The sequence below is a fragment of the Sphingomonas cellulosilytica genome (genome assembly GCF_052321755.1).
Classification (GTDB): domain Bacteria; phylum Pseudomonadota; class Alphaproteobacteria; order Sphingomonadales; family Sphingomonadaceae; genus Sphingomonas.
Map to the genome: position 1 here is coordinate 115,609 of NZ_JBQRTT010000007.1, position 22,821 is coordinate 138,429.

The window sequence follows — 22,821 nt, forward strand, 5'->3', positions numbered from 1 at the left end:
CGGCCGGCGCCGTACAAGCCGATTTTCTTGACTTGGCCGGTCCCGACGCTTAGGTCCCCGCCTTCACTGCATCGGTATTTGCGAAGGAAAGCGTCCATGGCGCGCGTTACCGTCGAGGATTGCGTCGACAAGATCCCCAACCGCTTCGATTTGGTCCTGTTCGCCGCGCAGCGCGCGCGTCAGATCTCGGGCGGTGCGGAACTCCTGCTCGATCGCGATCGCGACAAGAACCCGGTCGTGGCGCTGCGCGAGATCGCCGACGAGCTGGTCCGGCCGGACAATCTGGAAGAGGCGGTGGTGAACAGCCTGCAGCGCGTCCAGATCGACGACGACGATGAAGTCGATGCCGTCGGCTCGCTGTCGGCCTCGGCCGAAGCACTGCGCCTGACCGCCGCCGCGCCGCCGCGCAACCAGAATTTGGGCGCCGATTACGACGGCTGAGCATGAGGCAGCGGATCAGCGTGGCTGATCCGCGGTCGCCGAATGCCGGCCAGCGGGCTGCCAAGCCCGTCTGACGACGCGGCTTCGCCGCGTCGTTTGCGTTTGGATAATCCTCCCTCGCGTCAGCGGGGGAGGGGGACCGTTCGCCGAAGGCGAATGGTGGAGGGGGCGGTTCCGCGAGCGCGACGTCGGTGGCGTACCTCCCCCTCCGTCAGCGCCGGCGCGCTGCCACCTCCCCCTGGCGGGGGAGGAATGGACCATGCCCGTTTCGCATTCCGCCTTGATGCCGTGGTTGGGATTCGCCCCGCCGCGGCAAAGCCGCGTCGTCAGTCGTCGCGTGCCGCGACGCTGGCCGGGGGCGCCACGGGACGCGGATTAGCGCCGCTAATCCGCTTGGCGCCCCTTGAACCCCTGCGCCACCACGAACCATTCCACCGATCCCTTGCGGCTCGATGGCGGCTTGGCGTGCTTCACGCTGGCGAAATTGCGCTTCATCTCCGCCACCAGCTGCGCATCGGCGCCCCCGGCGAAGACCTTGGCGACGAAGGTGCCGCCCTTTTCCAGCACGTCCACCGCGAAGGCCAGCGCCGTCTCGACCAGCGCCATCGTCCGCAGCGCGTCGGTTTGCGGATGGCCGACGGTGTTCGCCGCCATGTCGGACAGCACGAGGTCGGGCGCGCCGCCCAGCGCCTCCATCAGCGCATCGGGCGCGGCATCGTCCATGAAGTCCATCTGGAAGATCGTCACGCCATCGATCGGGTCGACCGGCAGCAGGTCGATGCCGACCACGCTCGCCTTGGGAATGCGGCGCCGGATCACCTGGCTCCAGCCGCCCGGCGCGATGCCGAGGTCGACGACGCGCCGCTTGCCCTGGATGATGCCGAAGCGCTCGTCGAGTTCGAGCAGCTTATAGGCCGCGCGGCTGCGATAGCCCTCCGCCTTCGCCCGCTTGACGTACGGGTCGTTCAGCTGCCGCTCCAGCCAGCGCGTCGATTGCGCGGTGCGGCCGCGGGCCGTCTTCACCCGCGTGCGCAGGCCTCCACCATCACGGCTCACGGTCGGGGACTCCCCATCAAGCGTCGCAGGATGCCCTCGCGGATGCCGCGGTCGGCGATGCCCAGCCGTTCGGCGGGCCACAGGTCCAGGATCGTCTCCAGAATCGCGCAGCCGGCCACCACCAGATCGGCGCGCTCGGTGCCGATACAGGCGAGCTGCGCCCGCTCGCGCACCGATTTGCGCGACAGGTCGGTGCTGATCCGCCGCATCGCATCCGCCGGCACGATCAGCCCGTCGACCTGCGTCCGGTCGTAGTGGCTGAGGCCCAGGTGCACGCTGCCGAGCGTCGTCACCGTGCCGCTGGTGCCGAGCAGCCGCGGACGGGCTACGTTGCGCGGCAGCCGCGCGGCGAAGCCGGCGAAGCTGTCGGCGACGATGGCCCGCATCCGCTCATAGGCGGCGAGCCTGCCGTCCTCGCCCTCGCCGCCACCGGCGCTTTCGGTCAGCGACACGACGCCCCAGGGCGCCGAATGCCAGTCGAGCACCCGCGGCATCGTGCCGCGCGCGGTGTCGATCAGCACCAGCTCGGTCGATCCGCCACCGATGTCGAAGATCAGCGCCGGGTCGTCGCCCGGTTCGATCAGCGCATGGCAGCCGAGCACCGCCAGCCGCGCCTCTTCCTCGGCGGAGATGATGTCGAGGTGGATGCCCGTCTCGTCATAGGCGCGGGCGATGAAATCCGGGCCGTTGCTGGCGCGGCGGCAGGCCTCGGTCGCCACCGAGCGGGCGAGCGTGACGTTGCGCCGCTTCAGCTTGTCCGCGCAGACGCGCAGGGCGGCGATCGTCCGCTCGATCGCGGCGTCGCTCAGTCGCCCGGTCGCCGCCAGGCCCTCGCCCAGCCGGACGATTCGCGAAAAGGCATCGACGACCGCGAAGCCGTCGCCCTGCGGCCGCGCGATCAGCAGCCGGCAATTGTTGGTGCCGAGGTCCAGCGCGGCGAATGCCTGCGCATCGGACCAGCGACCGCGCTGCGGCCGCATCGGCGCCGGACGGGCAGGGGGCTCCTGCCGGTACGGCGTTCGGGCGGATCGATCCCCCATAGCCGTGGTGACTTTCTCTGTTCTGTTCTGCCGTCGCGGGACGATACCCGCTCGGTGCTTGCCCCCTAGGTAGCGTGGACCGGGCCGTGCGACAAGCCGAGGTGCGAATCGCGTTGACAGCCCCCGCGCCCCCGCCTAGATGCGCGCCCTCCTGTTGCCCCGTCGTCTAAAGGTAAGACTACGGACTCTGACTCCGTCAATTGAGGTTCGAATCCTCACGGGGCATCCAGGCTCTCCTTTTCCCCGCATTACGCCAGCAGATCGCCGTTCCCGCGCGCGTCAGAAACGCGCGCGCAGGCCGATCGTGCCGGTGCGCGGTGCGCCCGGCTGCACCCACACGGGCACGTAGCTGTTGGCATACCAATGTTCGTCGAACAGGTTGGTGATGGCGCCGAACAGCTGGAGCCGCGGCGTCAGGTCGAACTGGCCGAAGACGCGCACCAGCGTGTACGCGGGCAGCGTGAAGGCCATGCCCGTCTCGCCGTTCCGCCGGCCGACATATTGGATGCCGCCGCCCAGCAGCGCGCCGCGCGTGCCGAACGTCAGGTGCTTGGCCGCCTGCACGTTGAGATTGTGGTCGGGAATGTTGATGAGCGGATCGCCCGGCTTGATCTCGAACGAGAAATTGGGGTCGAGCACCCGCGACCGCGCCTCGGCATCGGTATAGGCATAGCTCAGCAGCAGGTCGACGCCGCCGGGCAGCCGCCCGTTCAGGTCCAGCTCGACGCCGCGGCTGCGCGCCTTGCCGATCGCGACCGCGAAGCCGGGGTTGAGCGTGTCGGTGGCGAGCACGTTCGACTTGTCGAGCTGGTAGACGGACAGCGTGCCGGTCAGGCGCCCGCCCAATGCGGTGAGCTTCGCGCCCGCCTCGATCGACCGGCTCGTCTCCGGCGCGAACACGGCGCCCGCCGCATCGGCGCCGATATTGGCGCGAAAGCCCTCGCCATAGGTCGCATAGAGCGACACGGGCGTGCTCAGCGCATAGACCACGCCCGCCTGCGGGCTGAACCGGCCGTTCCGGCGGCGGCCCAGCGTCTTCAGCAGGCGATCGTCGACGCGCAGCAGGATATCGTCGTAGCGGCCGCCGACGCGCAGCTGCAGCCGCCCCGTCACGCTGATCTGGTCCTGCACATAAGCACCGGCGGTGCGCTGCACGTCGAGCCGGTCGAACATCGGCGTGGTGACCGGCGGCGGGAACCGGCCGTACACCGGGTCGTCGAGGTCGAGCACATAGCCGGCGCGGTCGGTCGTCGCCGCCGTCACCACCGGCCCGCGATAGCGGGTGAACAGCTGGTCGGTGTCGAAATAGTCGAAGTCGCCGCCGACCAGCAGGCGGTGGCGCAGCCCCGCCGCCTCGAACTCGCCCGATACCTCCGCACGCAACACGCTGTGTTCCGACGTGTAGCGGCGCGAGCGGCGCTGGCGCGACAGCGAATGGCCATCGACGTACAGCTTCTGCCGCGCGCGTGCGGTTTCGGCGTCGGAGGAAAAGCTGTTCAGCCGCGTGTCGCGATGGCTGGCGCCGACCAGCAGGCTCCAGCGGTCGTTGAAATCGTGCTGGAGGCGCAACTGGTGGCCGATGGCGCGGGTCACGGTGTCGCCGTCGCCCGGTTCGCCCAGGAAGCGCGAGCGCGGCACGGTGCGGAAATTGTTGTTGAGCACCACGATGCCGCGATCGAACGGCACGGCGACATGCGTCCACTCGAAATCATAGGTCAGCCGGGTCGCCTTGCCGAGGCCGAGGCCGAACGAGGGCAGCAGGCCCCAGCGCGTCTGGTGCACCATGTCGCGAAAGGTGTCGCCCTCTTCGGCATAGCCGATCAGCCGCGCCGTCAGGTTGCCTGTCAGCGCCAGATTGGCATCGCCCTCCGCCCGCACGGTGCCGAAGCTGCGATATTGCAGCGCCGCCGTGCCGAAGCTGCGGCCGAGCTGCGCCTGCTTGGTCACGAGGTTGATCGAACCGCCCGTCTCGCCGCGCCCCAGCACCGCCGCCGACGGCCCCTTCAGCACCTCGATCCGCTCGATCCCCGCCACGTCGCGCTGTCCGCCGAAGCCGCGACCGGCGGTGAAGCCGTTGACCAGATAGCCGCTCGGCAGGTTCTCGTCCCCGGCGAAGCCGCGCACCGAAAAGCTGTCCCACAGGCCGCCGAGCGTGTTCTGGCGATTGACCGAGGCGTTGAGGTCGAGCGCATCGGTCAGCCGCAGGATGGTGTTTTCCTCGATCACCCGGTCGTCGATCGTCGCGATCGCCTGCGGGATCTCGCGCAGGGCAAAGGTGCCCCGGTACGGCTGGCGGACGCCGGTGACCGTGATCTCCTCGCGCTCGTCCTCGGGATGGCCGTCCTCGGCCAGTTGCGCCGGTGCCGGCGAGCAGGTGAGCGCTACGGCGAAGGGAACGGCGGCGACCCGCGAAGCGGCGCGCATGGCATGACGCAAAACGATATATCCTCACTCAAGCCGCCGGCGGTCGTGCCGGGCAGGGAATGGCCGCGCCTATGCATGTGATATTGTAACCTCGTCAATACGGCCGATCCGGACGAGGACCCGCCACGCACCGCGCGACGCCCGACGCCGCGGGTATGCTGGGCTGATGGACATTCGATCCTGCCTCCGGGCGTGGGAGGATTGAAGAGGACTCCTCATCTTGGATGTCGATCGGGCCTGGCGCCTTGGTGGCAGGGCTATCGCATGTGGGCGATCTGGTCCGTGATCTTCAATCCTCTGTCATGCCGAACTTGGCCCGGCATCCACCGTGCCGCACACCCATACGCCCTTGATTTTGCGGCACGGTGGACCCCGGAACGAGTCCGGGGTGACGAAGGATACCGGGTTGGCATACGCCTTCACCCGCAGCCGGCAGCCGTCCTCCCCCGCCAGGGGGGATTGAATGTCGATCGGTCCTAACCGGGCAGGTGCCCGGCCATGCGGCGCATCGCCGCGACGACGGCGGGCCGGTTGATCGGCTTGGGGTGGAATTCCGCGCGCACCGGCAGGTCGAGGTCCGCTTCGTGGAAACCTGCGGCGGTCAGCACGATCTCGATCGGCGGCCAGCGGCGGCGGATGGCGGCGGCGACTTCGATGCCGCGCACGCCGCGTGGCATGTCGAGGTCCATGTAGACGATGCGGATATCGGTGCGCCGTTCCAGGATGCCGATCGCCTCCTCGATGCTCATCGCCTCCACCGCCTCGAAACCGGCGCGCTCGACCATGTCGATGGCATCGACGCGCAGCACCGGCTCATCCTCGATGATGAGCACCGGCAGGCGCGATATCGACTGTGACTGACCCATCCTTCGTGGCTCTTCCGCGTCAGGCCTGCTGCACCTGATCCAGGCGCGCGCTCATCTCGACCGACAGACCGTCGGTATCATAGCATTGCTTAACGCCCCCTGAGCCGATCAGGCCCATGCGGATGATCCGCGAGCCGAAGCCGCGGCGGGTCGGTTCGGCCGCCGGCGGCCCGCCGCGCTCCCGCCAGCGCATGGCGAGCACGGCCTGATCCCCGTCGCCCTGCACGGCCCAGTCGATCGCGACATGCCCTTCGGCGACGCTCAGCGCGCCATATTTGGCGGCGTTGGTGGCGAGCTCATGCAGCAGCAGCGACAGCGACATCGCCGCGCGCGAGCTGATCCAGAGGTCGGGGCCATCCAGCCGCACCCGCTCGCTGGCGAAGCTCGCCAGCGCCGCGCGCATCACGTCGGCCAGCGTGGCGGCGGACCAGCTGCGGGTCAGCAATACGTCGTGGGCGGAGGACAGCGCCTTCAGGCGGCTGCCGAATTCCTCCACCGCCGCATCGTCCGCCTTGCCGGCCAGCGTCTGCATCGCGATCGCCTGCACGACGCTCAGCGTGTTCTTGATGCGATGCGACAGCTCGCCGTTCAGGATCTCCTGCTGCTCGACCGCGCGCAGCCGCTCCACCGCGCTGCGCAGGCGGTAGGCGACGTCGCGGATGAACTGCTGTTCCTCCTCCGTCCAGTCGCGCGGGGAGGCGCTGCTGACGTAGAGGAGCGCCACGAAGCTGCCGCGCTCGATCACCGGCGTGTTGATGAAGGCACGAGCGCTGCGCGCCTCCAGCGCCTCGGCATGGTCGCGTGTGCGCGCATCGTGCCGGCAATCGCCGATCACCACCGTCTGCCCGGCCTTCAGATCGTCGACATAGCGGCCGAAATCGCGGAACCGGACCGTGCCGGCGAGCGAAACGGCATCGGTGGCCGTCCAGTCGCCCTCCACCGTGATCGTCTCCGCCGCGGCATCGACATCGCCATAGCCGACCAGGTCCGCGCCCAATGCCTCGCCCAGCACCGCACTGGCGGCAAGCGCCATCGCCTCGACCGACGTCTCGTGCTGCAGCCGGTCGCTCAACGCCAGCATCGCCGCCTGCCGGCGCTCGCGCAGGACGCGATCGGTCACCTCGGTGAAGATGATGGTGAAGCGATCGTCGCCCGCCGGCTGGGCGACGCCATCGTACCACCGGCCGAGCGTACCGACCTGGCGGGTGAAGCGCAGCGACCCCCCGGTGTCGACGACCTGCGCGATCTCGTCCACCCAGGCATCCTCGATGCCGGGAAACACCGCGCGGATCGTGCGTCCCACCGCGCCGCCGCGCGGGATGCCGACCAGATCGTACCAGGCGTCGTTGACCTCGTCGTAGCGCCAGTCGACGATCCGCCCCGTGGAGTCGCGAACGACCTCGCCCAGGATGAAGCCTTCCGCCAGCGTCTCGAACAGGCGGCGCCACTTGGCCTCGTTGCGGCGGAGGCCGGCGACCGCCTCGTCGCGCCCGCGCTCGGCCAGCACGGCGCCGGTCGTCTCCAGCGTCACGTTGAGCAGCCCGGCGACCTCGCCGCTTTCGTCCCGGACGGGCGAATAGGAGAAGGTCCACCACGTCTCCTCCGGATAGCCGTTGCGCGTCATCACCAGCGGCATGTTCTGGAAGGTCGCGGTGTCTCCGCGGAAGGTCGCATCGACGAGTGGGGCGATCTCCGCCCACACATCCGCCCAGACATCCTCGAAGCGGGCGCCGAACGCGCTCGGATGGCGGGCGCCCAGCATGGGGGCATAGGCATGGTTGTAGAGGAAGGTGCGATCGGGACCCCAGGCCAGGCACATCGCGTGGCCCGATGCCATCATCACGTCGATGGCGGTGCGCAGGCTCTGCGGCCACGTCTCGCGCGGGCCCAGCGGCGTCGCGCTCCAGTCGTGCGTGCTCAGCCGCTCGGCCAACGGCTGATCCACCCCCCTGTCGTCGCTGCGTTGAACCGCGTCTGTCTCTGTCGTCATCGTCGGCTGGATTGGCTGGATCGATCGGCCGGGCAATGCCAGCGCAGGCTAACTGCCTATAGCAGAACGCAGCTTTGCGAAAGGTGCTGCCGCGTCCGTGATCGTACGGAGCGGCAGGGCGTGGCGCGGGCACACCACGCCGCTTGTCATCCCGCACGTTGGCCCATAGGCTTGCATCCATAAAAGATAACTCTCATGGAGAACGGATGGTGAGCATGCGTGCGATCGAGCGGCCCGGGGTGCGGCACTGATGGCGGCGTTCGGCGCGCCGGCGCCCGACCTCACCGTGGCGACAACGGCCGGGCAGCCGCGCGACACGCGCCGCTACGTGCCGGCGCTGGTCATCACCGTGTGCCTGTTCTTCCTGTGGGGGATGGCCAACAACCTCAACGACATCCTGATCGCGCAATTCCGCAAGGCGTTCGCGCTCAGCGATTTCGGGACCAGCTTCGTCCAGCAGGTGTTCTACCTCGGCTATTTCCTGCTCGCGGTGCCGGCGTCGCTGGTGATGCGGCGCTATGGCTACAAGGCGTCGATCGTGCTCGGGCTGCTGCTCTACGGCACGGGCGCCTTGCTCTTCTATCCGGCGGCGGCGGCGAGCCTGTACCAGCTGTTCCTGCTCGGGCTGTTCGTGATCGCGGCGGGGCTCGCCTTCCTCGAAACCTCGGCCAACCCGCTGATGACCGAGATCGGCGATCCGGCCGGCGCGGCGCGGCGCTTGAACTGGGCGCAGGCGGCCAATCCGCTGGGCGCGATCACCGGCATCCTGATCGGCCGCAACTTCATCCTGTCGGGCATCGAGCATGACGAGCGCGCGCTCGCGACGATGGGCACGGCAGCGCGCGAGGCCTTCTACCGCGCCGAGGTGCAGGCGATCGCCGGACCCTATGTGGGCATCGCGGCGGTCGTGTTCCTGTTCGCGGTGGCCGCGGCGCTGGTGCCGTTCCCCGCGGGCACCGTGGCGAGCGATGCCGGGCAGCCGGCGGGCCGCTTCGCCGATGTCTTCCGCCGGCCGCGGCTGATCGCGGCGGTGGTCGCGCAATTCTTCTACGTCGGCGCGCAGGTGGGCGTGTGGAGCTACACCATCCGCTACGCGCAGGCGAATGCCGGCATGGCCGAGCGCTCGGGCGCCGATGCGCTGTTCCTGTCGCTGGTGCTGTTCGCGAGCGGCCGCTTCCTCGGCAGCCTGCTGATGACGCGCGTCGCGCCGGTGCGCCTGCTGTCGCTGTTCGCCGGTGTGGCGCTGGTGCTGACCGCGCTCGCGGGCATCGGCGGCGGCTGGTGGGGGCTTGCGGCGCTGGTCGCGGCCAGCTTCTTCATGTCGATCCAGTTCCCGACGATCTTCGCGCTGGGCATGGAGGGGCTGGGGCCGCTCCGCCGGGCGGGCGCGTCGCTGATCGTCATGGCGATCATCGGCGGCGCCGGGCTCACCGCACTGATGGGGCTGGTGTCCGACCAAGCCGGGATCACGACGGCGATGCTGGTGCCGGCGGCGAGTTTTGCGGTGGTGATGGTGTTCGCGCTGACCGCAGCGCGGCATAAGGAGCAGAAATGATGGGTCGACTGAACGGCAAGCGCGCAATCGTGACCGGCGCTGGCCAGGGTATCGGGCGCGCCGCCGCCGAACTCTTCGTGCGCGAGGGCGCAGACGTGATCGCGGTGGATCGCAACGCCGACGCGCTGTCGACGCTGTCAGGCTGCACCGCGCGCGTACTCGACCTCACCGATACCGCGGCGATCGCCGCGTTCGGCGCCGAGGTGGGCCGCGTCGACGTGCTGTTCAACTGCGCCGGCTATGTCGATGCCGGCGACCTGCTGGCGACCGCGGATGCCGGCTACCGGCTGTCCTTCGACCTCAACGTCCATGCCATCACCCATCTGCTGACGGCGTTGCTGCCGGCGATGATCGCCGGCGGCGGCGGCTCGATCGTCAACATGGCGTCGGTGGCGGGGCCGGTGATCGGCGTCGGCAACCGCTACGCCTATTGCGCATCCAAGGCGGCGGTGGCGGGGATCACCCGCTCCGTCGCGGTCGATTACGTTGGGCAGGGCATCCGCTGCAACGCGATCTGCCCTGGCACGGTCCAGTCGCCCAGCCTCGACGAGCGCATGGCCGCGACCGGCGATGCCGATGCGGCGCGCGCCGCCTTCGTCGCGCGCCAGCCGATGGGCCGCCTCGGCTCGGCCGAGGAGATCGCCGCGCTGGCGCTCTACCTCGCCTCCGACGAGAGCGCCTACACCACGGGCCAGCTGCACGTCATCGACGGCGGCTGGAGCATGGCCTGATCCCATGGCGACGATCCCCACGCGCGCCATCGGCACCACCGGCCTCGCCGTTCCCGAACTGGGCTTCGGCGCCGCCTCACTCGGCAACCTCTACCAGCCCGTGTCCGACGCGGATGCGCGCGCGACGCTGGATGCGGCGCTCGATGCGGGGCTGCGCTACATCGACACCGCGCCGCATTACGGCCGGGGCCTCAGCGAACGCCGCGTCGGCGAGGCGCTGAGGCTGGTGCCGGACGTCGTCGTCTCGACCAAGGTCGGGCGGCTGATGGATCCCGATCCCAGCGTGACCGACGATACGGAGCGCGACGGCTTCCGCTCGCCGATGCCGTTCCGCATGCGCTACGACTATACCCACGACGGTATCCTGCGCAGCCACGAACACAGCCTGCAACGCCTCGGCCTGGCGCACGTCGACATCCTCTACGTCCACGACATCGGCGGGCTGGTGCATGGCGCGGAGGCCGGCCGTTATTGGGAGCAGCTGACCACCGGCGGCGGCTTGCGCGCGCTCGAGCGGTTGCGCGACGAAGGGACGATCCGCGCCTTCGGCCTCGGCGTCAACGAGATCGCGGTGTGCCTGGATGCGATGCGCGAGGCGCGGCTCGACGTGATCCTGCTCGCCGGGCGCTACACCCTGCTCGAACAGCATGCGCTCGATGCGTTGCTGCCCGCCTGTGCCGATGCGGGGACCTCGATCGTCGTCGGCGGCCCCTATAACAGCGGCATCCTCGCGACGGGTACGAAGCGCGGCGGTCCGCTGCATTACGATTACGGTCCGCCGCCCGAGGATATCGTCGCACGCGTGCGCGGCATCGAGGCGGTGGCGGATCGCCATGGCGTGACGCTGCCCGCCGCGGCGCTCCAGTTCGTGCTGGCGCATCCCCAGGTGGCGAGCGTCATTCCCGGCCTTGGCAACCCGCAGCGCGTCGCGCAGACCGTCGATCTGTATCGCGAGTCCGTTCCGGCGGACTTCTGGGCGGAACTGCGCCGCGAACGGCTGGTCCGCGAGGATGCGCCACTGCCCGGGGACGCGGCATGACCGCCGCTGCGATCCGCCTCAGCCCCAGCGACAATGTCGTCGTCTGCTGCCGCACGGTCGAGCCCGGCGAGCGGTTCGAGGTCGATGGCCACCCGCTCGCGGTCGCCGAGCGCGTCGCGCTGGGCCACAAGCTCGCGCTGCTGCCGCTGGCGGCGGGCGACAAGGTGCTGAAATACGGCATGCCGATCGGATCGATGACCGCCCCTGTTCCGGCGGGCGGTTGGGTCCATATGCATAACATGAAGAGCGACTACATGCCCGCGCACCTGCGTGACGCGGCGGGAGATCATTCGTGACCGATATGCACACCGGCTGGCAGGCGTGGCTGCGTCCCGACGGACGCAAGGGCATCCGCGACGCGATCGTCGTCGTCTATCTCGTCGAATGCGCGCATCACGTCGCGCGGCGGATCGTCGACCGCATCGACGATCCACGCGTGCAGCTGATCGGCTTTCCCGGCTGCTATCCCAACGATTATGCGCTGGCGATGATGAAGGCGCTGACCACGCATCCCAATGTCGGCGGCGTCGTGCTGCTGTCGTTGGGCTGCGAAAGCTTCAACCGCGAGGCGCTCGCCGCCAATGCGCGCGAGCAGGGGCGCCCGGTCGAGACGGTGGTGATCCAGCAGGCGGGCGGCACCCGCGGTGCGATGGAGGCGGGAATCGCCGCCGTCGAGCGGGTCCGCGCCGCCGCCGACGCGCAGGCGGTGCGCGTGCCGATGCGGATGTCCGAACTGGTCGTCGGCACCATCTGCGGCGGCTCCGACGGCACCAGCGGCATCACCGGCAACCCGGCGGTCGGCCGTGCCTTCGACACGCTGGTCGATGCCGGCAGCATCTGCATTTTCGAGGAGACGGGCGAGATGATCGGCTGCGAAGGCCATATGGCCGAACGCGCCGCCAGCCCCGCCGTCGCCGAGGCGCTGATCGCCTCCGTCGCGCAGGCCGAGGATTATTACCGCGCGATGGGTTACGGCAGCTTCGCGCCGGGCAATGCCGAGGGCGGCCTCACCAGCCAGGAGGAAAAGTCCGCCGGCGCCTACGCCAAGTCGGGCAGCCGCGCGATCAACGGCGTCATCCTGCCCGCCGAGCAGGCACCGGGGCCGGGCCTCTACCTGCTCGACGTGGTGCCGCCGGGCGCGCCGAAGTTCGGCTTCCCCAACATCGTCGACAGCGCCGAGATCGGCGAGCTGATCGCGTGCGGCGCGCACATCAACCTGTTCGTCACGGGGCGCGGATCGGTGATCGGCTCCGCCATCTCGCCGGTCATCAAGGTCTGCGCCAATCCGGAAACCTATGACCGGATGGCCGAGGACATGGACGTCAACGCCGGCCGCATCCTCTACGGCGCGGCGACGCTGGACGAGGTCGGCGCGGAGATCGTCGGCCTGATCCAGGCCGTGGCCGGTGGCGCGCAAACCAAGTCGGAGGCGCTGGGCCATCAGGAATTCGTCCTGACCTACAAGGCCAGTGGACCCCCCGCGGGTCCCGCCTGCCTGCCACGCGCGGCGTGAGCGTGGTGACGGCAATTCGATCCATGCCGACCGCTCACCCTGAGCGTGTCGACGGGCCTGAAACTCACCTGTGCTTCGACAGGCTCAGCACGAACGGTGTGTTCGGGTCGACGTGACATCATCACGCTCCGGACACGCCAAGACATAGCAGACGGGAGGGGACGGCATGACGACGACCAGACGCGAGATGCTCGGCGGCAGCATGGCGGCGGCGGCGCTGGCGCCGGTCGCGACGCTGCCGACGCAGCCGGGCGCGGGGCGCGCGGTGAAGGTGCCGCCGCCGGCGCGCTTCACCCCGGATTGGGCGTCGCTAACCGCCGGCTACAGCGCTCCCGACTGGTTCCGCGATGCCAAGTTCGGCATCTGGGCGCACTGGACCGCGCAATGCGTGCCGGAGGCGGGCGACTGGTACGCGCGCGACATGTACCTGCAGGGCAGCCGCGCCTACAAACACCACCTCCAGCATTACGGCCATCCCGCCGACACCGGCTTCATGGAGATCCAGAACCTGTGGAAGGCGGAGCGCTGGGACCCCGCCCACCTGCTCGACCTCTATCAGAAAGCCGGCGCGCGGTATTTCATGGCGCTCGCCAACCACCACGACAATCTCGATACCTATGCCTCCAGCCATCACGCGTGGAACACCACGCGGGTCGGGCCGAAGAAGGACATCATCGGCACCTGGGCGAAGCTGGTGCGCGAGCGGGGCCTGCGCTTTGGCGTGTCGAACCATTCGGCGCATGCCTGGCACTGGAACCAGCCCGCTTATGGCTACGATCCCGAGGGGCCGCGCGCCGGGCAGCGGTACGACGCCTGGCGGCTGACCGCGGCGCAAGGGGCGGGCAAATGGTGGCAAGGCCTCGACCCGCAGGCGCTCTACACCGGCCGGTTGATGCCGATGCCCGACGGGATCCGCACGCTTGCGGAGGCGAACGGCTGGCACGCCGCCACCGACGGCCTGTGGAGCGAGGGCGTTCCCGCGATCCCCGGCTATGCGCAGAACTGGTTTGCCCGCTGCCGCGAGCTGCTCGATACCTATCGCCCCGACATGATCTATTTCGACGATTTCGATCTGCCGATGGAGCAATACGGCCTCGATATCACCGCCTGGTTCTACAACCAGTCGATGCGCTGGCACGACGGGCGGCTGGAGGCGGTGGTCACCGCCAAGGGCACCGCGCCGCAGCGGCGCATGGGAATCGTCGACGACGTCGAGCGCGGCGGCAAGGACTATATCGAGCGTTATCCGTGGCAGACCGACACCTGCCTCGGCAATTGGCACTATGACCGCGACCTCTACGAACGCGGCGGGTACAAATCGGCGGCGCTGGTGATCCACACCCTGTGCGACGTGGCGGCGAAGAACGGCAACCTGATGCTGTCGGTGCCGCTGCGCGGCGACGGCACGATCGACGACAAGGAAGAGCGGATCCTCGCCGATCTCGCCGACTGGATGGGGCGGTTCGGCACCGCGATCCACGGCAGCCGGCCGTGGCGGCGCTTCGGCGAAGGCCCGACCCGGCGCGGTGCGGGCAATTTCTCGGAAGGCGGGCCGACCTCCCCCTATGGCGCCCGCGATGTCCGCTACGTCACCAAAGCCGGAAACCTCCACGCGCTGCTGCTGGGCTGGCCGGACGATGGCGTCGCCCGGATGCCGTTGCTCGGCAGCGACGATCCGACGCTGCGTGGCACCGTGCGGCGGGTGACATTGCCCGGCGACTCCACGCCGCTGCCGTTCCGCCGCACCGGCGCGGCGCTGGAGGTGACGCTGCCCGACCGCGCGCGCCATGCCACCGGGGTGGCGCTGGTGCTGGCGGGGGAGGGCGTGGCGGACTGATCGCCGCTTATTGCTCGTCGAGCGAATAGATGCGCGTCATCGGCAGCCACTTTTCGCCCGGCGCGGCATGCGGCAGCGCTTTCTGAAAGCGTCCCATCGCCACCTCCCACCGGGCATCGACCTCGGCGAGCTCGCCCTCGATCGCGCGCGGGAAGTCGTCGGAAACCTCGGCGATCATCAACAGGCGGTCGCCGGTGCGCCAGATCTCCATCGCCTCGAAGCCCTTGGCGCAAATACCGGCGGTGACCTCCGGCCAGACTGCGCCGGCGGCATGCGCCCGCTCATATTCGGCGATCAGATCGGCATCGTCGACGAGATCGAGCGCGAAGCACAGACGGCGGGTCATGGCAATCCTCCCTTGATGGCACGGCTGTCTAACAGCTTCCCATCAACTCGCATATATGAGAGTGTGATCGCATGAAGTGGGAGGAACATGCGATGAAGGCCCTGGTATGCGCGGCACCGTTCGATCTGCGCGTCGAGGAACGCCCGGCGCCCGAGCGTGGCGCGGACGAGGTGCTGATCCGGATGCGCCGCGTCGGCATCTGCGGGACGGACAACCACATCTACGCCGGCAAGCACCCCTTCCTCGCCTATCCGCGGCTGATCGGCCACGAACTCGCCGGAGAGGTGGTCGCCGCGCCCGACGGGTCGTCGCTGGCGCCCGGGCAGGTGGTGACCGTCAATCCCTATCTCGCCTGCGGCACGTGCATCGCCTGCCGCAAGGGCAAGCCCAATTGCTGCGTCGCGATCAGCGTGCTCGGCGTCCATGCCGATGGCGGCCTGTGCGAACTGCTGTCGGTGCCGCAGGATGCGGTGATCGATGCCGCCGGCCTCAGCCTCGAACAGGCGGCGATGGTGGAATTCCTCGCGATCGGCGCGCATGCGGTCCGCCGCGCGGCGCTGTCCGGCGGCGAGCGCGTGCTGGTGGTCGGGGCGGGGCCGATCGGCATCGCGGTGGCGCTGTTCGCGCGGATCGCCGGCGTCGAGCGGGTGGTGCTCGCCGATACACGCGCGCAGCGGCTCGCCTATGCGCGCGACCGGCTGGGGTTCGCGGACGGCGTGGTCGCCGGGCCGGATGCGGCCGACGCGTTCGCCGCGCTGACCGATGGCGAGATGTTTGACCGCGTGTTCGATGCGACCGGCAACATCCACGCGATGCGCGCCGGCCTCGACTATGTCGCGCACGGCGGCAGCTATGTGCTGGTCGGCGTGTGCAAGGACGATCTCGTCTTCCCCGATCCCGAATTCCACAAGCGGGAGACGACGCTGCTCGCCAGCCGCAATGCGCTGGCGGCGGATTTCGCGCATGTCATCGCCTGTATCCGCGACGGTTCCGTGCCCACCGACCGCATCCAGACGCACAGCCTGACGATCGACGAGGCGCCCCAACGGATGCCGGCGCTGATCGAGGAAGCGGACAGCGTCCTCAAGGCGATAGTCTCGCTCTGACCGGCGACCTGGTGCATGATGGCGTGACGATGCCGACCACCGACAGCCAACCCGCCACGACGAGGGCGCGCAAGGGCAGCTATGCCGCACCCGCCCTCGACAAGGCGTTCCTCATCATCGAACTGCTCGCCAGCCGCCCGGAAGGCATGCTGGTGAGCGAGATGGCGACCGCGCTCGGCCGGTCGCTCGGCGAATTGTTCCGCATCGTCGTGGTGATGGAGGAGGCGCGCTACCTCGAAAAGTCGCCGGTCGACGATCGCTACCGCGTCACCTACAAATTCCTCGATATCGCCTATCGCGCGACGCCCGCCCGGCGGCTGACCGCGGCGGCGCTGCCCGAGATGCAGGCGCTGGCGCTGGCGATCGGCCAGTCGTGCCATCTGGTGGTGGTGCAGGGTGGCGCGGGCCTCGTCATCGCGCGCGAGGAAAATCCCGGCACTCGCGGTTTCGCACTGCGCGTCGGCGCGTCGATCGACATCGTCGCCAGCTGTTCGGGCAAGGTGCTGCTCGCCTTTGCCGCACCCGATGCCGCCGCGCGCACGATCGACCGGGCCGAGGCGATGCTGGGCGAGCCGATCGACCGTGCCAAGTTGGCGCGCGAACTCGACCGGGTGCGCGGCCAGGGGTATGAATTGCGCGAAAGCCCGGTGACGCGGGGTGTCACCGACGTCAGCTATCCCGTCTATGGCTTTGGCGGCGAGTTGATGGCGGCGCTGACCATCCCGTTCCTCGAACTGATCGACGCCTCGCACGCGGTCGGGATCGACGAGGCGCGGACGCTGCTCGCCGCGGCGACGGCGCGGATCGGGCAGCAACTCGGCCACGACCCCGCGTGATGCCGCCTGCCAGCGTGGTGCTCGGGATCGACGCGGCATGGACCGCGACGAAGCCCAGCGGCGTCGCGCTGGCGGTGCTGCAGGCGGGCGGCTGGACGCTGCGCGCGGTGGCGCCCTCCTATCGTCACTTCCTGGCGCTCGCCCACGGCGAGGCGGTGCCGGACCGCCAGGCCGGATCGCTGCCCGACGCCGGCGCCTTGCTGGTCGCGGCCGAACGCATGGCCGGTGCCCCGGTGTCGCTGGTCGCGATCGACATGCCGCTGTCGCATCGCCCGATCACCGGCCGCCGAGTGTCGGACAATGCCATCGCCCGCGCGTTCGGCAGCCGTCATTGCGCGACCCATTCGCCGAGCGCGCTGCGACCGGGGCCGTTGAGCGACCGTCTGTGCGCCGGTTTCGCCGCGGCGGGCTATCCGCTGCGCACCAACGACGCGGCCGCGGGCGGATTGATCGAGGTCTACCCGCATCCCGCCCTCGTCGTGCTGGCCGGTGCGGCGCGGCGACTGCCCTACAAGGCGGGCAACAGCGCGAAATACTGGCCGGGCGAGCCGCTCGCGACGCGCAAGCAGCTGTTGCAGGCCGAATGGCGGCGGATCGCCGGCCTGCTGGCATCGCGCCTCCACGGCGTCGCCGATCGCCTGCCGCCGCTCGGCGAACGCCCGACCGGGATTGAGAGCAAGGCGCATGAGGACATGCTCGATGCGATCGTCTGCGCCTGGATCGGCACGGAAGCGCTGGCCGGGGCGGCGGACGCCCATGGCGACGCCGAATCGGCGATCTGGGTGCCGCGCGGCTGACGAGCGGCCATCCTCACCCTTCGCCGCGGAAGGGGGAGGGTGGGCGCGACCGGCCCGTTACCCGGCTTCACCGATCAGCTTCGCCGCCGCCGCGCCGTTCCAGTCGTTGCCGCCGTTCCAGCGCCACACCTCGTTGCCGGCCGCATCGAACAGGATCGTCGTCGGCAGGTTGGCATTCCAGCCGAGCGACAAGGCCATCTGGTCGTCGACGTACGGCACCAGCGACGGCGCGCCATGCGCCTTCAGGAAGGCGGGCACCTTGGCCGCATCGTTGGTGTCCTGGCTGATCGCGGCGACCTGCACCGTGCCGCGCTGGGCCAGCGCCTCCAGCGTCGGCAGTTCGGCGACGCACGGGCCGCACCAGGTCGCCCATAGATTGACCAGCACCGGACGCCCACGGAAGGCGGCGAGCGTCGTCGGCTTGCCGTCCGGTCCCTTGAAGGCGGTGGCGGGCGCCGCCTCGCCCTTGTGGCTGCGATCGAGGCCGGTCAGCGCCTTGGCGGCGGGGGCTGCCGCTTCGTCGGGCGCGGGCGCGGCGACGTTGGCTTGCCCGGAGGACTGGCTTTGCCTATCGCAGCCGGCAGCTGCCAGCGCCAGGAGACAGACGATCGCGACGCGCGAAACCATGAGCGGATCCAATTCGATGTGGGGCGGCCGATTCGCCGAAGGCCCGGCTGCGGTGATGCGCGAAATTAACGCCTCGATCCCGTTCGACAAGCGGATGTGGCGCCAGGACATCGCCGGGTCGCAGGCGCATGTCGCGATGCTGGCCAAACAGGGCATCGTCTCTGCCGATGATGCCGCCGCGATTCGTGCCGGGCTCGACACCGTCGCCGCCGATTACGCGGAAAACGGCGTGCCCGAGGATCTCAGCCTCGAAGACATCCACATGCTGACCGAGGCAAAGCTCGCCGCCGCGATCGGCCCGGTGGCGGGACGCCTGCACACCGCGCGCAGCCGCAACGACCAGGTGGCGACCGATTTCCGCCTGTGGGTGCGCGATGCGATCGACCAGGTGCTCGCCGCGCTCACCGGGCTGACCGAGGCGCTGCTGACCCGCGCCGAAGAGCATGCCGATGCGGTGATGCCGGGCTTCACCCATCTGCAATCGGCGCAGCCGGTGACTTTGGGCCACCATCTGATGGCCTATGTCGAGATGGTGGCGCGCGACCTGTCGCGCTTCCGCGACGCACGGGTGCGGCTCAACCTGTGCCCACTGGGTTCGGCGGCGCTCGCCGGCACCAGCTTCCCGCTCGACCGGCAGATGACCGCGGCGGCGCTCGGCTTCGACGGGCCGACGCGCAACAGCCTCGACGGGGTGAGCGACCGCGACTTCGCGCTCGACTACCTCACCGCCGCAACGCAGGCGGCGCTGCACCTGTCGCGCCTTGCCGAGGAATTCGTGCTCTGGGCGTCGCAGCCGTTCGGCTTCGTCGCCCTGAGCGACCAATGGTCGACCGGCAGCTCGATCATGCCGCAGAAGCGCAATCCCGACGCCGCCGAGCTGGTGCGCGGCCATGCGGGGCGCATCATGGGCTGCATGACCAGCCTGATGGTGACGATGAAGGGCCTGCCGCTCGCCTATTCCAAGGACATGCAGGACGACAAGCCGCCGGTATTCGAATGCCACGACCTGCTCGGCCTGTCGATCGCGGCGATGACGGGGATGGTCGAAAGCGCCACCTTCCGCACCGACCGGATGCGGGGCCTTGCCGAAAGCGGCTTTGCCACCGCCACCGATTTCGCCGACTGGCTGGTGCGCGAGGCGGGCCTGCCGTTCCGCGAGGCGCATCACGTCACCGGCCGCGCGGTGAAGCGCGCCGAGGAACTGGGCGTGCAGCTCGACGCTTTGCCCTATGCCGAATTTCAGGCGATCGACGCGCGGGTGAACGAAAGCCTGTACGACGTGCTGTCGGTCGATGCCTCGGTCGCCAGCCGGACGAGCTTCGGCGGCACCGCGCCCGCCAATGTGCGCGCCGCGATCCGCGCCGCGCGGGAGAGCCTGCGATGAAACGCTTCGTTGCGCCGATGGCGCTGGCCCTGGCGCTCGCCGGTTGCGGCGCCGCCAAGGAGCTGCAACCGGCCCCCGGCGCATCGCTGCCGCCCGCGCCCTATGGCGCGACCGCGACGCCGACGCCCAATCAGCTGCTCACGCCGACGACGCAGCAGCGCCCGCAGCGCAGCGACGAACTGCTCCGCAACTCGGATCAGCGCCGCAGCGACGAGTTCGACCTTCCTCCGAATTGATCGCCCGATGAACCATTTCGATTACCGCGACGGCGCCCTCCATTGCGAGGACGTGCCCCTGGCCCGCATCGCCGAAGAGGTGGGCACGCCCGTCTACGTCTATTCCACCGCCACCTTCCGCCGCCATGCGCAGGTGTTCCGCGACGGGCTGAAGGCGCTGGGCGCGCGCGTCCACCTCGCCTATGCGATCAAGGCCAATCCGAACGTCGCGGTGCTGCGCGTCCTCGCCGATGAAGGCTATGGCGCCGACGTCGTCTCGGGCGGCGAGATGGCGCGGGCGCTCGCCGCCGGCATCCCGGCGCGCGATATCGTCTTCTCGGGCGTCGGCAAGACGCGGGCCGAACTCGCCCGCGGCGTCGATGAAGGCATCGGCCAGTTCAACCTCGAACTGGAGGAAGAGGGCGCCGTCCTCGCCCAGATCGCCCATGCCAGGGGCAAGCGCGCCCGCGCCACCCTGCGCGTCAATCCGGACGTCGACGCCGGCACCCACGCCAAGATCTCGACGGGGCGCGCCGAGAACAAGTTCGGCGTGCCGATCGACCAGGCTCCGGCGATGTTCGATCGCCTGGCGCCGCTCGACGGCCTCGACCTCACCGGCGTCGCCTGCCACATCGGCAGCCAGCTTGCCGACCTGTCGCGGCTGGAGGAGGCCTACCGCCGCGTCGGCCGGCTGGTCGAGGAGCTGCGCGGCGCCGGCCACACCATCACCCGCGTCGACCTCGGCGGCGGCCTCGGCGTCCCCTACAAGCAGGGCGACGCGCTGCCGAGTCCGGCCGAATATGGCGCGATGGTCGCGCGCGTGACGGAGGGCTGGGACGTCGATCTGATGTTCGAACCCGGCCGCGTCATCGCCGGCAATGCGGGCGTGCTGCTGACCGAGGTGGTGTGGGTGAAGCCCGGCGTCACCAATCCCTATGTCATCGTCGATGCTGCGATGAACGACCTTGCCCGCCCCGCACTCTACGATGCGTGGCACGACTTCGCCGCGGTCCGGCCGAACGGCGAGCGGATAACCGCCAATATCGCCGGCCCGGTGTGCGAGAGCGGCGACACCTTTGCCATGGGGCGCGAGATCGATCGCGTCGCAAGCGGCGATCTGGCCGTGTTCCGCACCGCCGGCGCCTATGGCGCGACCATGGCCTCCACCTACAACAGCCGCGACCTGGTGCCGGAGGTGCTGGTCGACGGTGATCGCTATGCGGTGGTCGCCGACCGGATCGCCGCCGAGACGATCCTCGCCGCCGAACGCGTGCCGGAATGGCTGACCCCGGCGAAGGCCGCGGGATGACCCTCCACAGCCTGCCGCTGTTCGTGCGGCTGGCGGGCCGCCCGGTGATCCTGCTCGGGGAGGGCGAGGCGGCCGATGCCAAGCGGCGGCTGCTGGAACGGGCAGGGGCCGTGATCGTCGGCGAGGAGGCCGCGGCCGCGCTCGCGATCGTCGCCCTCGAGGATCAGGCCGACGCGCTGGCGGCCGTGGCCCGGCTCAAGGCGCGCGGCGTGCTGGTCAACGCCGTCGACCGGCCCGAGCATTGCGACTTCACCACGCCTGCGATCGTCGACCGCGCGCCGGTGCTGGTCGCGATCGGCACCGGCGGGGTTTCGGCCGGCCTCGCCGCGGCGCTACGCCAGCGGCTGGAAGCGCTGCTGCCCACCGGACTGGGGCGGCTCGCGGACGGATTGCACGCCGCGCGCGGGACGTTGCGGCAGCGCTATCTCGATGGCGGCACGCGGCGGCGCGCCATCGGCGCGGCACTGGCCGCCGGCGGACCGCTCGATCCGCTTGCCGAAGCCCCCGACGTCGCGCGCTGGCTGGCGGCCGACGCATCGCCTGTGGGCGGGCATGTGCGGATCGTGCTGACCTCCGCCGACCCGGACGAACTGACGCTGCGGCAGGCGCGCGCGCTCGCCAACGCCGATCGGGTGCTGCATCATCCGGGCGTTCCCACGGCGATCCTCGACCGCGCCCGCGCCGATGCGGTGCGGGCGGCATGGCCGGGCGGGGGCGAAACGGACGGGCTGACGGTGGAAGTGGAGATGGCATGAGCGGCTTCGGCTATCGCGTCACCGGTGGCAAGGCGCAGCGCGTCGCGGTGAAGGAGGCCCTGTCCTGCACCGCCGATTTCGTCTGGGTCCACCTCAGCACCAACGAGGATCGCGCCCAGGCCTGGCTGCGCGACGCCGCCGGGCTCGATGAATATGTCGTCGAGGCGCTGACCGCGATGGAGACGCGGCCGCGCTGCGAGGCGTTCGAACATGGCGCGCTGGTCAACCTGCGCGGCCGCTCGTCGCAGGAGATGGCATCGGGCGATCCGCTCGCCTCGGTACGGATCTGGGCGATCAAGGGCCGCGTCTATTCGGTGACGCGGCGCGACCTGTTCGGCGTCGCCGAGGTCGAAAAGCAGGTGGAGCAGGGCGGCATCGTCGACCCCGGCGACCTCATCGCCGCCTTCGCCACCGCGATCACCAGCGACCTCGACCCGCATGTCGCCGACTTGGGCGACGAGCTCGACGATTGCGAGGAGCGGCTGGACGCCAATCGCGTCTTCGACCTGCGCCGCACCGTCACGCGGGTGCGCGTCGCCGCGATCGGCTATCGCCGCTTCCTCGCTCCCCAGCGCGCCGCGCTGGAGAAGCTAGCGGCGCTGCCCGGCGAATGGCTGGCGGAGGACGATCGCCGCCACCTTTCCGCCGCCGCCGATCGCGCCGCGCGCATGGCCGAGGAGGTGGAATCGATCCGCGAGCGTGCCTCGCTGATGCACGAGGCGCTGACCGACCTCAGGAGCGAGCAGATCGACAGCCGCTCGCTTATCATCTCCATCGTCGCGATGGTGTTCCTGCCGCTGACCTTCCTGACCGGCCTCTACGGCATGAACGTCGCGCACCTCCCCTACGCGCAGGAGCCCTGGGCGTTCGACGCGATCATGGGCCTGTGCGGCGCGATCACCGTGCTGGTGCTGGGCTATTTCGTCCAGCAGCACTGGTTCCAGAAATAAACAA

The 22,821-nt window shown here is 69.8% G+C and carries 22 protein-coding genes and 1 tRNA gene; 16 read left to right on the top strand and 7 right to left on the bottom strand.

The genetic code is table 11. From position 1 onward, the window contains the following. The first annotated feature begins 96 nt into the window (after positions 1-96). Positions 97-441 carry a DNA-directed RNA polymerase subunit omega gene (rpoZ, locus tag ACTZQ5_RS12030; RefSeq protein ID WP_443585427.1) on the top strand — a complete coding sequence of 115 codons (345 nt, stop codon included), beginning with the start codon at positions 97-99 and terminating at the stop codon, positions 439-441. Between the two features lie 384 nt (positions 442-825). On the opposite strand, the gene ACTZQ5_RS12035 is transcribed toward rpoZ, so the two are convergent. Then, on the bottom strand, positions 826-1,497 hold the full coding sequence (locus ACTZQ5_RS12035; RefSeq protein ID WP_443585428.1) for an RlmE family RNA methyltransferase: 672 nt from the start codon (positions 1,495-1,497) through the stop codon (positions 826-828). Beyond that, positions 1,494-2,537, bottom strand: a complete 1,044-nt coding sequence (locus ACTZQ5_RS12040; protein WP_443585429.1) for a Ppx/GppA phosphatase family protein — start codon at positions 2,535-2,537, stop codon at positions 1,494-1,496. The genes ACTZQ5_RS12035 and ACTZQ5_RS12040 overlap by 4 nt, the downstream gene beginning before the upstream one ends. A 155-nt stretch (positions 2,538-2,692) precedes the next feature. Here ACTZQ5_RS12040 and ACTZQ5_RS12045 point away from each other — a divergent pair. Next, positions 2,693-2,766, top strand: a tRNA-Gln gene (locus ACTZQ5_RS12045). Positions 2,767-2,816: 50 nt separating this feature from the next. Here ACTZQ5_RS12045 and ACTZQ5_RS12050 read toward each other — a convergent pair. From ACTZQ5_RS12050 to ACTZQ5_RS12060, 3 genes are all read right to left on the bottom strand, one after another. Then, positions 2,817-4,961 (bottom strand): TonB-dependent siderophore receptor, encoded by a 2,145-nt coding sequence (locus ACTZQ5_RS12050; RefSeq protein ID WP_443585430.1) that lies wholly within the window; start codon positions 4,959-4,961, stop codon positions 2,817-2,819. A 476-nt stretch (positions 4,962-5,437) separates the two neighbouring features. Next, positions 5,438-5,827 carry a response regulator gene (locus ACTZQ5_RS12055; protein WP_443585431.1) on the bottom strand — a complete coding sequence of 130 codons (390 nt, stop codon included), beginning with the start codon at positions 5,825-5,827 and terminating at the stop codon, positions 5,438-5,440. 19 nt (positions 5,828-5,846) lie between these two features. Beyond that, a complete protein-coding gene (locus tag ACTZQ5_RS12060) occupies positions 5,847-7,817 on the bottom strand; it encodes a PAS domain-containing HWE histidine kinase family protein (protein WP_443585432.1) in 1,971 nt (656 codons plus the stop codon). 250 nt (positions 7,818-8,067) lie between these two features. On the opposite strand from ACTZQ5_RS12060, the gene fucP reads away from it, so the two are divergent. From fucP to ACTZQ5_RS12090, 6 genes are all read left to right on the top strand, one after another. Next, entirely contained in the window at positions 8,068-9,372 is a 1,305-nt protein-coding gene (gene fucP, locus ACTZQ5_RS12065; RefSeq protein ID WP_443585433.1) for an L-fucose:H+ symporter permease, read from the top strand. Then, entirely contained in the window at positions 9,372-10,103 is a 732-nt protein-coding gene (locus tag ACTZQ5_RS12070) for an SDR family oxidoreductase (RefSeq protein WP_443585434.1), read from the top strand. Before fucP ends, ACTZQ5_RS12070 begins: the two co-directional genes overlap by 1 nt. A 4-nt stretch (positions 10,104-10,107) precedes the next feature. Then, complete coding sequence (locus ACTZQ5_RS12075; RefSeq protein WP_443585435.1) at positions 10,108-11,142, top strand: aldo/keto reductase; 1,035 nt, start codon at positions 10,108-10,110, stop codon at positions 11,140-11,142. Further along, positions 11,139-11,438: a UxaA family hydrolase gene (locus ACTZQ5_RS12080; protein ID WP_443585436.1), complete on the top strand. Its 300-nt coding sequence runs from the start codon at positions 11,139-11,141 to the stop codon at positions 11,436-11,438. The genes ACTZQ5_RS12075 and ACTZQ5_RS12080 overlap by 4 nt, the downstream gene beginning before the upstream one ends. 5 nt (positions 11,439-11,443) lie before the next feature. Beyond that, positions 11,444-12,655, top strand: coding sequence for a UxaA family hydrolase (locus tag ACTZQ5_RS12085; protein ID WP_443585459.1), 1,212 nt, complete (start codon positions 11,444-11,446; stop codon positions 12,653-12,655). 166 nt (positions 12,656-12,821) lie between these two features. Beyond that, the gene (locus ACTZQ5_RS12090; RefSeq protein WP_443585437.1) at positions 12,822-14,492 is read left to right on the top strand and encodes an alpha-L-fucosidase; all 1,671 of its coding nucleotides are present in this window, start codon (positions 12,822-12,824) and stop codon (positions 14,490-14,492) included. Between the two features lie 7 nt (positions 14,493-14,499). On the opposite strand, the gene ACTZQ5_RS12095 is transcribed toward ACTZQ5_RS12090, so the two are convergent. Beyond that, positions 14,500-14,838: an L-rhamnose mutarotase gene (locus ACTZQ5_RS12095; RefSeq protein ID WP_443585438.1), complete on the bottom strand. Its 339-nt coding sequence runs from the start codon at positions 14,836-14,838 to the stop codon at positions 14,500-14,502. A 92-nt stretch (positions 14,839-14,930) separates the two neighbouring features. Between ACTZQ5_RS12095 and ACTZQ5_RS12100 the strand changes: the two genes are divergently transcribed. Genes ACTZQ5_RS12100 through ACTZQ5_RS12110 form a run of 3 tightly spaced genes read left to right on the top strand, consistent with a single transcriptional unit; the run spans position 14,931 to position 17,577 of the window. Then, positions 14,931-15,944: a zinc-binding alcohol dehydrogenase family protein gene (locus ACTZQ5_RS12100; RefSeq protein WP_443585439.1), complete on the top strand. Its 1,014-nt coding sequence runs from the start codon at positions 14,931-14,933 to the stop codon at positions 15,942-15,944. Between the two features lie 29 nt (positions 15,945-15,973). Then, positions 15,974-16,780 (top strand): IclR family transcriptional regulator, encoded by an 807-nt coding sequence (locus ACTZQ5_RS12105; protein WP_443585440.1) that lies wholly within the window; start codon positions 15,974-15,976, stop codon positions 16,778-16,780. After that, complete coding sequence (locus tag ACTZQ5_RS12110; protein ID WP_443585441.1) at positions 16,780-17,577, top strand: DUF429 domain-containing protein; 798 nt, start codon at positions 16,780-16,782, stop codon at positions 17,575-17,577. Before ACTZQ5_RS12105 ends, ACTZQ5_RS12110 begins: the two co-directional genes overlap by 1 nt. A 57-nt stretch (positions 17,578-17,634) precedes the next feature. On the opposite strand, the gene ACTZQ5_RS12115 is transcribed toward ACTZQ5_RS12110, so the two are convergent. Next, positions 17,635-18,204, bottom strand: coding sequence for a TlpA family protein disulfide reductase (locus ACTZQ5_RS12115; RefSeq protein ID WP_443585442.1), 570 nt, complete (start codon positions 18,202-18,204; stop codon positions 17,635-17,637). A gap of 16 nt (positions 18,205-18,220) precedes the next feature. On the opposite strand from ACTZQ5_RS12115, the gene argH reads away from it, so the two are divergent. From argH to ACTZQ5_RS12140, 5 genes are read left to right on the top strand one after another with little or no spacing between them, the layout of a single operon-like run. After that, a complete protein-coding gene (gene argH / locus ACTZQ5_RS12120) occupies positions 18,221-19,588 on the top strand; it encodes an argininosuccinate lyase (protein ID WP_443585460.1) in 1,368 nt (455 codons plus the stop codon). Beyond that, a complete protein-coding gene (locus ACTZQ5_RS12125) occupies positions 19,585-19,824 on the top strand; it encodes a hypothetical protein (protein ID WP_443585443.1) in 240 nt (79 codons plus the stop codon). Before argH ends, ACTZQ5_RS12125 begins: the two co-directional genes overlap by 4 nt. Before the next feature lie 7 nt (positions 19,825-19,831). After that, complete coding sequence (lysA, locus tag ACTZQ5_RS12130; RefSeq protein ID WP_443585444.1) at positions 19,832-21,112, top strand: diaminopimelate decarboxylase; 1,281 nt, start codon at positions 19,832-19,834, stop codon at positions 21,110-21,112. Beyond that, positions 21,109-21,867 carry a precorrin-2 dehydrogenase/sirohydrochlorin ferrochelatase family protein gene (locus tag ACTZQ5_RS12135; protein ID WP_443585445.1) on the top strand — a complete coding sequence of 253 codons (759 nt, stop codon included), beginning with the start codon at positions 21,109-21,111 and terminating at the stop codon, positions 21,865-21,867. The genes lysA and ACTZQ5_RS12135 overlap by 4 nt, the downstream gene beginning before the upstream one ends. Further along, positions 21,864-22,817: a zinc transporter ZntB gene (locus ACTZQ5_RS12140; RefSeq protein ID WP_443585446.1), complete on the top strand. Its 954-nt coding sequence runs from the start codon at positions 21,864-21,866 to the stop codon at positions 22,815-22,817. The genes ACTZQ5_RS12135 and ACTZQ5_RS12140 overlap by 4 nt, the downstream gene beginning before the upstream one ends. Positions 22,818-22,821 lie beyond the last annotated feature (4 nt).